The following is a 13,750-nucleotide window of genomic DNA, read 5'->3' on the forward strand; positions in this document are numbered from 1 at the left end:
ATTCTAATCTCAATTTTTTACCTAATTGTTGCTACAAATAATTGAATATCTGATCAAAAAATGGGGCGAGGGGCTAATTTCTTCTAATCAAAATAACTCCACCTCCGAAACCAATTAATATCCAATTCAACCAGTTTCCCCAACGAACATATAACGTTTGATTTTGCTGTTTATAAATTGTTCCGATGTGGGTTTCATACTGATTCATTTCTGATAACCAAAGCGTATTCCCACGCGGATCAACAATAGCAGAATAACCCGTATTCGTCGCACGAACCATCGATCGATGCGTTTCGATCGCGCGCATGATATCCTGAGCGTGATGTTGTGCGGGCATAGTCTCGCTATAATGAGCATCATTAGACGCACTCAGGATAAATGTCCCTCCTGCGGCGGCTTGACGGCGGAAATGTTCTCCATAAGCGGATTCATAGCAAATGCCAACGATCGCTTTTCCAAAAGGAGTCATAAAAGTTTGATCAGCGTCTCCTTTCGCCAAATGAGAATCAAGAGGAGACAAACGATTAATAATTTTTCCTAACCATGCTTCCAAAGGGATATACTCTCCCAACGGAACCAGTTTCACCTTATCAAACCGACTGAGGGTTTCTCCTTCTCCATTGATACTGTATAAGCTATTAGTAGAACGCGATCCTTTCCTTCCAAACGCACCTAGCCAAACTGGAACTTTCTCCTCTAAAATTGCTTGATAGAAGTCGCTACGTTGATTAACTTGTTGTCTCCACTGAAACGGAAGCGCAGTTTCTGGAGTTAAAATTGCTTCTGCGCCATTTTTCGCCAGATTAATATATCCTTCAGTGTAACCGTCGATCGCTTTGCGCCATCCTTCGGGATAAAGTTTAATCTCATTGGGAACATTCCCCTGAATAATTCCCACTCGAATCGCATCTTGGGGAGACGTTTCTACGGGTTGTAAATACAGTAACCAACCGCCAAGATGTAAACTAACCAATAGCGCGATCGCCCCTTGTATGAAACCCCGATTAACCGAAAACTGATTTTCCTGGCGACGAAACATGATAGACGCTGCAATCAAGCCATTAAATGCGACAATCATTGCAGTGACAGTGGTTGTTCCTGAAACCGACAGGAATTGTAGAATCGGTAAATTGTGGGGACTTTGAGTAAACGCTAACGTTGTCCAATGGAGGGGAGTATAACTGCGAATGGTTTCTAAACTACACCACAACGCCACACCAACCACCACTCGCGAGAGAGGATGATGGAGAAAACGCTTTAAATAAAACATTCCCCATGACCATAAAATAATGAGGAGACTTCCCCAAACGATCAGGAAAACCCAACAAAAAATCGCAATCAGAAGACTGGTTAACCAAGGTACACCCATCCATGTCATTGGATGGACTCCTGTAATCCAAAATAAGGCGATTCCATAATAACCGATCGAAAACATCACCCCTGGGACGATCGAGTAAGATGGTTTTTGTCGCACCACTGAAAGCCATAATGGAATCAGCGCGATCCAAGCGAGAAACCAAGCATTAACGGGATCACAGGTAATTCCCATTAAAATTCCGCCACCCAAGCAACTCACCGTCTCTAAACTGGCTTTTCCCTTCAGAAACCTTTTCCTGATTTGTCTTTGATCGATTTTTAGCGACATTGTTCCACCCGATTTTAGAAAAATTTACACCATGCGTGAATAATTGGTACTACATACCACTTCCCTTCTTTTCCCCCCGATCATCGGGGGGTTAGGGGGGATAAACTTAGTTTATTTATAAATAATAAAGGTTTATTCACTACAAGGACACTAACCACCTTGCTATAATCGTTAGTAGATATTGAACTGATAAAATTGAAAAGATGACAAATCAAAACCAATATTGATTCTATTGCTTAAATTATCTATTATCTCTTATTTTTTGTCAATCGTTTATTATTTTATTCTCATATCCATTTAAGCTTAAAACAAGCAGCTACTTATTAATAAATGCTAACTAACACAATTTTATTAACTTTTATTTTATATTTAATCAATTTAGATTCCTTAAAAAAGCAGCCCATTAACTAAAAAGTGCTTTCTTTGAAAACTTAGCTTTCCTCACTCCTAGTTGCAGAATTGGGAAACGGAGGGTTGTGGCTTTTTCTTGAATAATCCTATTTTAGGGCAACCTCAGTCGGTTGATGATTTCCTCGATCGAAACTTAATTTTATTTATTGTTAATTCCTATTTTTATTATGAATTGTAACTCGAACCGTCTCTCGATTTTTGTGGACGGAAATAATATGTTTTATGCACAACAGAAAAATGGCTGGTTTTTCGATCCAAGACGAGTTTTAGATTATTTTATTAATGAACCTAGCGTTAGTTTTGTGAATGCGTTTTGGTACACTGGGCTTAAAGATTCTCAAGATCAAAGAGGGTTTAGAGATGCGTTGATTAGTTTAGGTTATACGGTACGGACAAAAATTTTAAAGGAATATTATGATGATGTTTCTGGACGTTATTCTCAAAAAGCTAATTTGGATATAGAGATTGTGATTGATATGTTTAACACGGTTGAACAATACAATCGGGTAATATTATTTAGCGGTGATGGAGATTTTGAACGGGCGATCGAGCTTTTGCGATCGAAAAATACTCACATTACTGTTGTCTCCACAGAAGGGATGATTGCGCGAGAATTACGGAACGCAACCGATCGCTATATTGACTTAAATGATATTAGAGAAAGTATTGAAAAGATCGATTAGAATTGAAAATCAGACGGTGTATTTAAAAGTGATTAATTTATGAGTAATCAACCCGATCGAATTATAATATTTGATACGACCCTCCGCGATGGTGAACAGTCCCCTGGCGCGACTCTCAACGCTGATGAAAAGTTGACCATTGCTCGCGCTTTGTCCCGTTTAGGAGTAGATGTAATTGAAGCTGGTTTTCCCTACTCTAGTGTTGGGGATTTTGAGGCAGTAAAATCAATTGCAGAAACGGTGGGAACAGCCGATGGCCCGACGATTTGCGCTTTAGCCAGAGCGACGGAAAATGATATTAAAGCCGCTGGTGAAGCGATCGCACCAGCCATCAAAGGACGAATTCACACCTTTATTGCGACTTCTGATATTCATCTCCAATACAAGTTACGAAAAACCCGGGAACAGGTGTTAGAAACAATCCCGAAAATGATCGGGTATGCGACAACCTTCACCGAAGATGTCGAATTTTCCGCAGAAGATGCCACGCGATCCGATCGAGAATTTTTATATCAAGTTGTAGAAAGCGCGATCGCTGCGGGTGCGAAAACCATCAATCTCCCTGATACCGTCGGTTACACCACTCCCGAAGAATTTGGGAGCTTGATTCGAGGCTTAAAAGCAAATGTCCCCAATATCGAAGAAGCTGTGATTTCAGTTCATGGACATAATGATTTAGGATTAGCAGTGGCGAACTTCCTCTCGGCAGTCCAAAATGGTGCGAGACAGTTAGAATGTACCATTAACGGCATTGGGGAACGGGCTGGCAATGCGGCGTTAGAAGAGTTAGTGATGGCGCTTCATGTGCGTCGTCAATTCTACAATCCGTTCTTCGGACGTGAACCCGAATCAGAAGCACCGTTAACCAACATTAACACCAAAGAAATCTATAAAACCTCGCGATTGGTTTCTAATCTCACTGGAATGATCATTCAACCGAATAAAGCCGTTGTCGGTGGGAATGCCTTCGCCCATGAATCTGGAATCCATCAAGATGGGGTGCTGAAAAACAAGCAAACCTATGAGATCATGGACGCAGAATCGATCGGTTGGACGAGTAACCAGATTGTATTAGGAAAACATTCTGGACGCAATGCTTTCGGAAGTCGGCTGCGAGATTTAGGCTATGAACTCTCGGAAACGGAATTAAATAAAGCATTTGTGCGGTTTAAAGACTTAGCCGATAAGAAAAAAGTCGTCACGGATTGGGATTTAGAAGCGATCGTCAATGATGAAACTCAACAAGCCCCGACGATCTTTGGTTTAGAATTGGTACAAGTTTCTTGTGGTGACAATGCTCGTCCGACAGCAACGGTGACAATTCGCACTCCCAACGGTGATGAGTTAACCGACGCGGCGATCGGAACGGGTCCAGTAGATGCGGTTTACATGGCGATTAATCGGGTGGTGAAAGTCCCCAACGAATTAATTGAATATTCCGTCAAATCCGTAACTGAAGGCATCGACGCGATCGGAGAAGTGACCATTCGCCTCCGCCACGAAGGAAACGTCTATTCTGGTCATGCGGCTAATACCGACATCATTGTCGCTTCCGCACAAGCATATATTAACGCCTTGAATCGTCTTTCTGCCGCTTTACAAGAAGGCAATAAATTAAACCCCCAAACCGCAACAGTTGCTCAGTAAGGGGGCTTGGAGGCTAAAGTAGGTTGGGTGGAGACGTTCCATGGAACGTCTCCACGCGAAACCCAACACGAGTCTAGATAAGTTTTGCCCCCCTACCCCCCAAGTTTGGGGGGAAACTCATCAAGTCCCCCAGAATTGGGGGATTTAGGGGGTAAATCTGTAACTCCTGATCAGTTTATTGATCTTGATTCGACTTAAAGTTATTCAGCCATTCCCGTACCTGTTCGGCGGCAATATCGCGAGACCCCAAACCGAAAGCAAGAGCGATCGCAACGGCGATCGAGCCTAAAAGTAATCCAAAGGCAAGATTAACGATATTGGGAGCAATCCCCATTTGTTGGAGTCCCATCGCCAAACTGAACGCAATGATTACGATCCGAGCCGTTTGAGCAAGAGTGCGGCTTTGATTCATTCCAGAACTGAGAATGAGATTAAACGAAAGATTCGCAAAATATAGACCCACTGCGAACACAATTAAGCCCGCAATGATTTGTCCTGAAATCAAAACGATACCACTGACTAATTCCGTGAGTGCTGGAATGTTCAGTATCTCTACGGCGGCGAGAGTCGCAAAGAGCATTATTCCCACCAGAACGATGATGCCAGCTAATTCTGAGGGAGTGCGTTGTTGAATTTTGGAGGTATCGATATTTTGTGGTTCTTGGGTGAGGATAGTCGTTGCTTCTTCACTTTCCCCTGATCTCTGTTGTAAACCAAGCCAAGAGAAGAGATTATCAAACCCAACATTAGAAAGAATATCACTGACAAACTCACAGATATATTGAGCAAGTAAGTAAGAAATAATTAAGACTAACGCTGCGGTAAAAATTCTCGGAAGTGTATTCAGAATCTGATCCAGCATTGAAACCGCAGGTTGGGAAATCGCTTGGATTTGGAGCGCTTCTAAGCCCGCGATCGCAACAGGAATTAGAATCAACACATAAACTAACGTGCCAATAATCCAAGATAAAGATTGACTCTCGCCACTACCAGATAATCCAAAGCGGTTTCCCAGTTGATCCGTTCCAGTGCTGGCTAAAAGATTCGTAACAATTTTCCGCACCACTTGAGCAATGAGCCAACCGATCACAACGATTAGAATCGTGCCTAAAATGTTCGGGAGAATAGAAAGAATGCGGTTTAATAACTCTTGAACTGGGCGTAATGTTCCTTCCAGTTGTAAAGTGCTGAGAATAGAAGGGAGAAACAGTAAGAAGATGAACCAGTAAAGGGTGTTACCAATGGTTTCACTGAGCGCCAGTTCATTTTCTGTATTTTCGGTTTGCTCACCGAAACGCTGATCAATGTCAAACGTTCGTAAAACTCTAGTGACGACAATTTTAACCAGAGTAGCAAGTAACCAAGCCACACCCAGTAAAATGGCAGCTGCACCAATTTGAGGTAAGAAACCCGTAACTTCATTGAGGAGGGTATTCAGTGGCTCAGAAACCGCATCCAGTTGTAATCGTTGCAACGCAGCGACAATTACAAATAGGAGGATTAACCAATAAACGACATCGGAAGTCCATTTTTCAACAGGGATCGGTTCGTCTCCTTGTTGTCCAGTTAACCAAGTAGCGATACGGTTATCAATTTCAGTTCGTTTGAGCAAGTTACGGATAATTCCCGCGACTCCCCAAGCAACAATCCATCCCACCACTAAAATGATGATGGCATAAACAAAACTTCTAGAGTCTTGTAAAACTTGAGTGAGTAAGTCTGTACGAGAGTCTCCAGATTGAGCAAAAATAACTGGGGGTTGGGTAAATAGCATGGAGTGATTTGTCAAAATCATGTTGGTTTCTCAGATTAGAGTGAATGATTGTACAAGTGGTTTCAGGTTAAACCAATGTTAAACAAATATGTCGGAAAAATCCTGAACCGGCTTTATTTTAGTATTAAAATCTCGTTCTCCAACATTAAACCAAAAAAAACAGTTATTGGAATAATTTTTTTAATAGGCGTTTCAGGGTACGTCTCCTCTGAATCGAGATTTTTTAGAATTGATGGGAAAGAGTAAAATTTTGCTGTCCAATCAAAGCGGTTAATGAAAGACTATAAGGTATTTGAACAGTCCATTCAGATTAATGCGAGTGCGGTGATGGTTGAACAATGTTTGAGCGATCGAACATTAATGCACCGTTGGCTGAATCCACGTTTACGTTGTGAACCGATCGGGGAATGGGAGACGAAACTCGGCAGCCGCAGTCGGTTTATTATTGATTTACCGGGGATTGAACCGACTCTCAACAATACGGTGGTGGAACGAGAACCAGGATTGATCGTCTGGGAATTTGTGGGCTTTTTTCGAGGGCGCGATCGCTGGGAATGTCAGCCCAATGCACAGGGAACAAAACTAATTAATCGGTTTGAGTTTAAAATCCCTAATCCCTTAGTCAAAATTGGTTTTGAAATCTTCGCCGCTCGTTCTACATCTGAGGAAATGTCCGCTCAACTGCGTCGCTTGAAACGAGTCGCAGAAGCACTTTATATTCAAAGTGGCTTTCGATAGTAGAAAAGTAGGTTGGGTGAAGCGAAGCGAAACCCAACACCAATCAGTGACCAGTGATCAGTTAAGCAGTGACCAGTTAAGAAGTAATACCATTTCTAAAAAGTTAAGTTACAGTATATCCCCCCTAGCCCCCCTTTGAAAGGGGGGAATAATGGGATGGGGTGTCGCCATAGTTGATCGAAATGGCATAAAAAGTTAGGTGGGACGGAACGAAGCGAAACCCAACACCAATTATAAGCAAGAGACCTAAACCTGATATTACTCAGACTGATCACTAATTTGAGTGAGTAACAGTTGAATCATCGACGCATCAGAAGCATCGGGGGAATGCGCCAGATAAGTTTTTAGATCGGCGATCGCGCTGGGAATCCGTCCCAATTGATAGGATAAAAGCCCTCGATCGCGCTGTTCGGTGATCGCATCGGGAAACACTAACAACAAGCGCTCAATCACCCCCAATGCTCGTTCTAAATCTTGATGATTAATATAAATTAACTTCAAATTCGTTAACATTCGTGCCAAAAACTCTCGTTTGCTCACCGCTTCCAAGAATTCTGGCTGCAGATCGATCGGTTGAGCAAACACCTGTTGTAAGCGATCCTGACAATCTTGAGGAAATAAAATCTCTCCTTGATGAAACGCATCCACAAAAATCCCCGCATCTTCAAACTCAGGGCGAATCAAAAAATGTCCAGGCATTCCAATTCCCACCATCGGAAAATCAAGGCGACGGGAAACCTCCAAATAAACCAGCGCTAAACTAATGGGAATCCCCACCCGTTGTTCCATCACCTGATCCAAAAAACTATTTCGCGGATCATAATAATCTTCCTCATTGCCGCGAAACCCTAACTCCTCATACAATATCTGATTAATGCCTTGTAGCACTCGCATCGGATAACGTTCCACAGGAAGCAACGATCGAACTTGCGCCGCCCATTGATCCAATTGTTTTAAATAATAATCCACCTCTAAACTCGGATTCTCCTCCTGAGCAATATAAAGCGCCGCTTTTGCCAAATCAATCTCTTGATCGGGTAAACTCATTTCCTGAGCAAAGTTTTCTCTTCCTAATGACATCAATCTAAATCTCGTCGTCCTTCTAAGGCTCTCGCCAACGTAACCTCATCAGCATATTCTAAATCTCCCCCCATTGGCAAACCGAAAGCAATGCGAGTGACACGAGTAAAGGGTTTTAGCAATTGTCCTAGATATAATGTCGTTGTATCCCCTTCCACACTGGGACTAATCGCCAAAATCACCTCTTTTACCTTCTCCTTACTCACCCGTTCCACTAAAGGCTGAATATGCAATTGTTCCGGACCAATGCCATCCATCGGAGAAATGACACCCCCTAAAACGTGATACTTTCCAGAATACTCCCGTGTTTTCTCTAAAGCAATGACATCACGAGAATCAGGAACAACACAGATCATACTTTCATCTCGATTCGGGTTTCGACAAATTTCGCAAACCGAGTCGGCGGTAAGATGAAAGCAAACCTGACACAAGCCAATTTGTTTTTTTGCTTCCACAAGTGCTGTCGCCAAAGCCTCTACCTCCGTTTCTGGACGTTTGAGGATGTGAAAAGCGAGACGTTGGGCGGTTTTCGGTCCAACACCAGGTAGGCTTTGTAATCGTTCAATTAAACGCGCAAGAGGCGGAGTGTAGTTCATCAACAGTAACCTTTTAACTAAGCCCCCCTTAATAAGGGGGGTTTGGGGGGATCGATTGTCACTTTAATCAGTGTGGGTTGACCCTTAAAAAATGGTATAACAACCGATGACTCGTTAAGAATAACAGATCGCTCGATCGACCGCTCATCAAAATCTCATGTCAAGGATTCTCGCCTATCTTGCTAAACTAACGGGTGTGAGACAATAGAAAATATAGAGGGGAATTATGGATAAGGCAAAACTTTGGCAACGTTACCAAGACTGGCTATATTACAATCCAGACTTAAACTTTTATCTTGATATCAGTCGGATGCGCTTCTCAGATGAATTTGTACAAGCAATGCAGCCGCGATTTGAAAAAGCCTTTCAGGATATGGCATCCTTAGAAACTGGAGCAATTGCTAACCCTGATGAAAATCGAATGGTCGGTCACTATTGGTTACGCAACCCCGATCTCGCCCCCAATGCCGAACTCAAAGCAGAAATTACCGATACCTTAGAACAGATTAAAACCTTTGCCGCTCAAATTCACAGTGGTTATCTTCATCCTCCTCAAGAAAACCGCTTTACCGATGTCATTTCCGTTGGTATCGGCGGATCAGCATTAGGACCGCAATTTGTTTCCCAAGCACTAGCCCCCCTAGACGCACCGATTAACCTTCACTTCATCGACAACACTGATCCCACTGGCATTGATGAACTTTTAACCACCCTGCGCGATCGATTAGCGCGAACCCTAGTCATCGTCATCTCCAAATCCGGCGGCACGCCCGAAACCCGCAATGGCATGATCGAAGTCAAACAAGCATACGAAGCGCAAAACTTAGATTTTGGTTCTCATGCGGTTGCCATCACTGGCAAAGGGTCTAAACTCGATCAAATCGCCACCACCGAAGGCTGGATCACCACCTTTCCGATGCACGATTGGGTGGGAGGACGCACCTCGGAAATGTCAGCCGTGGGATTAGTGCCAGCCGCCTTACAAGGCATTGATATTGATGCAATATTATCAGGTGCAAAAACCATGGACAATCTGACTCGTCGTGCAGAATTGAAATCGAATCCCGCCGCTTTACTCAGTTTAGCTTGGTATGCAGTCGGCAATGGCAAAGGCGAGAAAGATATGGTTGTTCTTCCCTATAAAGATCGTCTCAGCTTGTTTTCCCGCTACTTACAACAATTAGTCATGGAATCGTTAGGGAAAGAAAAAGACTTAGATGGGAATACCGTTTATCAAGGCCTTGCCGTTTATGGTAACAAAGGAAGTACCGACCAACACGCCTATGTTCAACAGTTGCGAGAAGGAGTTCCCAACTTTTTCGCCACCTTTATTGAAGTTTTAAAAGACCGTGACGGCAAATCTCCCGAAGTCGAAAACGGAGTCACCTCTGGCGACTATCTTTCTGGGTTATTACAGGGAACTCGGTTGGCACTGTATGACAATCATCGTGACTCGATTACCATTACCGTTGAAGATGTTACACCGCGTCACGTGGGCGCTTTAATCGCATTATACGATCGCGCCGTTGGCTTGTATGCGTCTCTGGTGAATATCAACGCTTATCACCAACCTGGAGTAGAAGCAGGGAAAAAAGCCGCCGCCTCAGTTTTGGACTTACAGCGAGAAGTAGTTTCCTTATTGCAACAAGAAAATACACCCCTTTCTGTCCCCGAAATTGCCCAAAAACTCAACGCGGCGGAGAAAGTAGAAATTATCTATAAAATTATTCGTCATTTATACAGTAATGGACGCGGTATCAAAGTAGAAGGAAACTTAGGCGAACCCAGTCGCTTACAAGTTTCGTGGCAAAATTAATACTGAAATCAAACGTAGGTTGGGTGCAGCGAAGCGAAACCCAACACTGAAATCAAACGTAGGTTGGGTGCAGCGAAGCGAAACCCAACACTGAAATCAAACGTAGGTTGGGTGCAGCGAAGCGAAACCCAACACTGAAATCAAACGTAGGTTGGGTGCAGCGAAGCGAAACCCAACACCAATTGTAATACCAATTTAAAAAGTCATTAGTAGGGTGGGCAAGGCAAACCCTACGGTCAATAATGGTATTAGTGGGTTGGAGAATACCCACCTCGGAAAACAGTTTAACCGTAAGGATTAATAATGAGTAATGTAATCACCAAAAACGAAAAACAGATTTGGACTGATGAAGCATTTATGGCTTTGTCTGAAGATGAAACTCGTTATGAAGTGGTGGCAGGGGAATTAGTTGATATGGGAAACTCTGGCATGGAACATGGAGAAATTGGCTCATTTCTAGGAGGAATGTTAGCACTCCATGTCCGTCGAGAAAAACTGGGAACTGTTTGTGATTCTAGTACCGCCTTTACTCTAAAATCAGGCAACCGCCGTTCTCCAGATGTTTCTTTCGTTGCTAAAGCTAGATTACAGGGAATGAGTCGTCCTCCTCAAGGCTTTTTTCAAGGTTCACCAGATTTAGCCGTAGAAATTCTTTCTCCAGGTAATACCTTTGAAGGAATGCACCAGAAAATTGTTGAATATTTCGAGAATGAAACGAAACTGGTTTGGGTGATTCATCCCAAAGAAAAGTTTGTTTTAGTCTATCATTCTCCTGAACCCGATCAGTTTTTGCGTTCTTCTGACTTTTTAGAAGGAGAAAGTGTACTACTAGGATTTAGTTTACAAGTGGGAGAACTATTTGCAGAATGGGAATTTTAATCTTCCCGTTGCAAAATTGGACGAATCTTTGCTTTAAAATTCAACCAGTTGTTAACCGCTTGGGAGTTATTCTCTGCACCTTTTTCTAACAGAATAATCCCTTCTCTAAAATCAATGATTCCATATTCACCCTCATCGGTAATCGCTTCAATCTTTGCTGTCATTGTTTTTAATCGCGCTAAATCATCATCAAACGCCACTTGATAGCGACGTAAACGCCATAAGTCCGCTAAAACATATTCCACTGTTTCCACTTCTCTTTGATCATTTCGTAATTCTAAAGCGGGAAAACGAATAATCTCCCGTCGTCCAGATAAATGAGGAATAATATAAGTAGTGGTGGAAACGCTTGCTTGCTTGGGGATTCTATTCATTAAATTATAAAGGTTTCCCGATCGTTCCCATTGCGTGGGTAAAGAAACATAAACCAAAGGATCAATAGAATCTGGAATTAAAAAATAAAGCGTTCGATTGGGATTAGACGTGAGAGTAAAGAAGAGAGTAAGACCAATACAAAATAGCCAAAAGCGACGAAATTTCCGCGATAAAGGTCGAGGCGTTAGACTTTCTAGGGGTTGATTAAATGTTAAAATTCCTTGTCCTCCCCACCATAAAATCGCACCGTAACATAATCCTGGCACGACTCCCATTGCATAGCGGATGGTAATGGCAAGTACAGAGAAGCCTTTTCCTAATAATAATTTTAATAAGGGAAAACCAGCAATAAACCAAGCACCAGGGGCGATAGTGGGGATAAAAGCAAAGGGGAGAAGATGTCCTAATAGATAACGAATCGTTCGATCGAGCGGCGTGACTAACTCCCTTAATAATAGCCAAGGTTGGGTCAACATTGCCCAAATCACATCTAACGTCGTCGCTTCCTCTCCTTCGACATACTGTCCAAACCGTTCTAGCATAAAGCGTTTCGAGATATCCTCAGAAAAAATCGGCATAATCAAGTTAGTGAGAATCAGAAGATAACTGAAACTAACGGTACACACCATTAAACCAATACGAGGAAAACGACCACTAAGAATCATATAAACCCCCACCCCAAATAAAGTAATACCGCTGTCTTCTCTCACCGCAAGAATGAAAACGCTAAACAGTGCAAATAACCACCACCAGCGTTTCTCCATTGCCAGGAGTAACGTAAAAACAAACAGGGGAATTTGGCTAATATCATGGAAGTTAGCCAGAGTGGGGGCGAGGATGGCATTGGCACTATAAAAACTAATGCTGATTAATGTCGCGACAGTGTTGTCAACGTATTCTCTAGCGAGGAAATAAAGGATAATGCCAGCACTGGTGACAAATAGCACCTGTAACACCGAAAGCGTCGCTGGGTAGGGAAATAACGCATAAATGGGTAACCAAAGCAACAGTGCTGGGGTAAAATGCTGTCCTAAGCGATGATAATACACTTCTGGGACTTCGTTGTTGTGAACCACATTAGTAGAAAGCTGTGAGGACAGAGAACTTTGGAAAAAGTCGCCATGAATCCCATTCCAGAACACTTGATTAAAAATGCCTTGGTCGTAGGAAGAGTAAAACGTGAAGTGACGATGGAGAATCAAGACCAACGTGATCGCAAAAAAGATGATTGCACTCACAATAATTCCTCGTTTCTCCGTCATTTTGTCCAACTGCAATCCCATAATTCCTCTTTTAGATATTTTCTCTCATTAAACCAGCGCGATCGTCATCATTTGGGAAACAGATCAGGGAAGTTACCGAAAAAATCAGGCAATTTGTGGTATGCTAAACGATTTTAGTAAATTTTCGACACCGAACCACAAAACATCGATTTCTTGCTTACAATAGGAATAGCGGAGACAATCGTTTCCGTTCACTCCTCACACCACACTCCGTCCGGACAGAGTTCGGGCGGCTTCCTCAATCACACTTAGGGATAAAATTATCCTTAATCTTATCAATTGAGCGCAAAAATCACCAAAGACTTTGTTACTCTAAAAAACACCGCACTCATTTTAAGTTAAATTATCTTTCTACGGGGGCTTTGATCCCAAAGGAAGAAGCAAGAACTGATAAAATGTAACTAAATCAAGGTTGGTGTTCCCACTTGAGAGAAAAAGCCGATCATAAAAAAGGATGAAAAAATATGGTAGCAACCGCAGAAGTAACAGACAATAGCTTCCAAGAGGAAGTTTTAGAAAGCACCATGACAGTGCTTGTTGATTTTTGGGCGCCCTGGTGTGGCCCTTGCCGCATGGTCGCACCAGTGGTAGAAGAAATCTCACAACAATATGATGGTCAGGTAAAAGTGGTAAAAGTTAACACTGATGAAAACCCCAACGTGGCAAGCCAATATGGGATTCGTAGTATTCCCACTTTGATGATATTTAAAGATGGTCAGCGTGTGGATATGGTAGTTGGTGCTGTGCCTAAAACCACTTTGGCAAATACTTTAGAAAAGTATCTATAGTCACTCCCAATTTGAACAACGAAGGATCAAAAAAC

The 13,750-nt window shown here is 42.6% G+C and carries 11 protein-coding genes; 6 read left to right on the forward strand and 5 right to left on the reverse strand.

Translation table 11 applies throughout. The annotated features are described in order from the left end of the window. Positions 1-73: 73 nt before the first annotated feature. On the reverse strand, positions 74-1,645 hold the full coding sequence (lnt, locus tag DACSA_RS10355) for an apolipoprotein N-acyltransferase (protein WP_015229712.1): 1,572 nt from the start codon (positions 1,643-1,645) through the stop codon (positions 74-76). Between the two features lie 578 nt (positions 1,646-2,223). Between lnt and DACSA_RS10360 the strand changes: the two genes are divergently transcribed. Both DACSA_RS10360 and DACSA_RS10365 read left to right on the forward strand, forming a co-directional pair. Beyond that, positions 2,224-2,739 (forward strand): LabA-like NYN domain-containing protein, encoded by a 516-nt coding sequence (locus tag DACSA_RS10360; RefSeq protein WP_015229713.1) that lies wholly within the window; start codon positions 2,224-2,226, stop codon positions 2,737-2,739. A gap of 39 nt (positions 2,740-2,778) precedes the next feature. Beyond that, complete coding sequence (locus DACSA_RS10365) at positions 2,779-4,386, forward strand: 2-isopropylmalate synthase (RefSeq protein ID WP_015229714.1); 1,608 nt, start codon at positions 2,779-2,781, stop codon at positions 4,384-4,386. A gap of 175 nt (positions 4,387-4,561) precedes the next feature. On the opposite strand, the gene DACSA_RS10370 is transcribed toward DACSA_RS10365, so the two are convergent. Further along, positions 4,562-6,181, reverse strand: a complete 1,620-nt coding sequence (locus DACSA_RS10370; protein ID WP_051017300.1) for a mechanosensitive ion channel — start codon at positions 6,179-6,181, stop codon at positions 4,562-4,564. A gap of 252 nt (positions 6,182-6,433) precedes the next feature. Here DACSA_RS10370 and DACSA_RS10375 point away from each other — a divergent pair, with 252 nt between their 5' ends. After that, the gene (locus tag DACSA_RS10375; RefSeq protein ID WP_015229716.1) at positions 6,434-6,898 is read left to right on the forward strand and encodes an SRPBCC family protein; all 465 of its coding nucleotides are present in this window, start codon (positions 6,434-6,436) and stop codon (positions 6,896-6,898) included. A 258-nt stretch (positions 6,899-7,156) separates the two neighbouring features. Here the strand turns inward: DACSA_RS10375 and DACSA_RS10380 are convergent, their stop codons facing one another. Next, positions 7,157-7,978: a SirB1 family protein gene (locus DACSA_RS10380; RefSeq protein WP_015229717.1), complete on the reverse strand. Its 822-nt coding sequence runs from the start codon at positions 7,976-7,978 to the stop codon at positions 7,157-7,159. Further along, positions 7,978-8,574, reverse strand: a complete 597-nt coding sequence (gene recR / locus DACSA_RS10385; RefSeq protein ID WP_015229718.1) for a recombination mediator RecR — start codon at positions 8,572-8,574, stop codon at positions 7,978-7,980. The genes DACSA_RS10380 and recR overlap by 1 nt, the downstream gene beginning before the upstream one ends. Positions 8,575-8,800: 226 nt before the next feature. Between recR and DACSA_RS10390 the strand changes: the two genes are divergently transcribed. Beyond that, positions 8,801-10,390 (forward strand): glucose-6-phosphate isomerase, encoded by a 1,590-nt coding sequence (locus DACSA_RS10390; RefSeq protein WP_015229719.1) that lies wholly within the window; start codon positions 8,801-8,803, stop codon positions 10,388-10,390. Positions 10,391-10,693: 303 nt separating this feature from the next. Continuing rightward, entirely contained in the window at positions 10,694-11,269 is a 576-nt protein-coding gene (locus tag DACSA_RS10395) for a Uma2 family endonuclease (RefSeq protein WP_015229720.1), read from the forward strand. Here DACSA_RS10395 and DACSA_RS10400 read toward each other — a convergent pair. Continuing rightward, positions 11,266-12,927 carry a DUF2079 domain-containing protein gene (locus DACSA_RS10400; RefSeq protein ID WP_041235436.1) on the reverse strand — a complete coding sequence of 554 codons (1,662 nt, stop codon included), beginning with the start codon at positions 12,925-12,927 and terminating at the stop codon, positions 11,266-11,268. The two genes, DACSA_RS10395 and DACSA_RS10400, sit on opposite strands and share 4 nt — an antisense overlap. A gap of 464 nt (positions 12,928-13,391) precedes the next feature. Here DACSA_RS10400 and trxA point away from each other — a divergent pair, with 464 nt between their 5' ends. Continuing rightward, positions 13,392-13,715: a thioredoxin gene (gene trxA, locus DACSA_RS10405; RefSeq protein WP_015229722.1), complete on the forward strand. Its 324-nt coding sequence runs from the start codon at positions 13,392-13,394 to the stop codon at positions 13,713-13,715. Positions 13,716-13,750: the final 35 nt, after the last annotated feature.

It is taken from the genome of Dactylococcopsis salina PCC 8305 (assembly GCF_000317615.1).
GTDB lineage: Bacteria > Cyanobacteriota > Cyanobacteriia > Cyanobacteriales > Rubidibacteraceae > Halothece > Halothece salina.

Bases quoted from the DNA above. Each gene is read 5' to 3' on its own strand.
- DACSA_RS10400 (WP_041235436.1), bottom strand. From the start codon at position 12,927: ATGGGATTGCAGTTGGACAAAATGACGGAGAAACGAGGAATTATTGTG.
- trxA (WP_015229722.1), top strand. From the start codon at position 13,392: ATGGTAGCAACCGCAGAAGTAACAGACAATAGCTTCCAAGAGGAAGTT.
- DACSA_RS10395 (WP_015229720.1), top strand. From the start codon at position 10,694: ATGAGTAATGTAATCACCAAAAACGAAAAACAGATTTGGACTGATGAA.
- DACSA_RS10375 (WP_015229716.1), top strand. From the start codon at position 6,434: ATGAAAGACTATAAGGTATTTGAACAGTCCATTCAGATTAATGCGAGT.
- recR (WP_015229718.1), bottom strand. From the start codon at position 8,574: ATGAACTACACTCCGCCTCTTGCGCGTTTAATTGAACGATTACAAAGC.
- DACSA_RS10380 (WP_015229717.1), bottom strand. From the start codon at position 7,978: ATGTCATTAGGAAGAGAAAACTTTGCTCAGGAAATGAGTTTACCCGAT.
- lnt (WP_015229712.1), bottom strand. From the start codon at position 1,645: ATGTCGCTAAAAATCGATCAAAGACAAATCAGGAAAAGGTTTCTGAAG.
- DACSA_RS10370 (WP_051017300.1), bottom strand. From the start codon at position 6,181: ATGATTTTGACAAATCACTCCATGCTATTTACCCAACCCCCAGTTATT.
- DACSA_RS10390 (WP_015229719.1), top strand. From the start codon at position 8,801: ATGGATAAGGCAAAACTTTGGCAACGTTACCAAGACTGGCTATATTAC.
- DACSA_RS10365 (WP_015229714.1), top strand. From the start codon at position 2,779: ATGAGTAATCAACCCGATCGAATTATAATATTTGATACGACCCTCCGC.
- DACSA_RS10360 (WP_015229713.1), top strand. From the start codon at position 2,224: ATGAATTGTAACTCGAACCGTCTCTCGATTTTTGTGGACGGAAATAAT.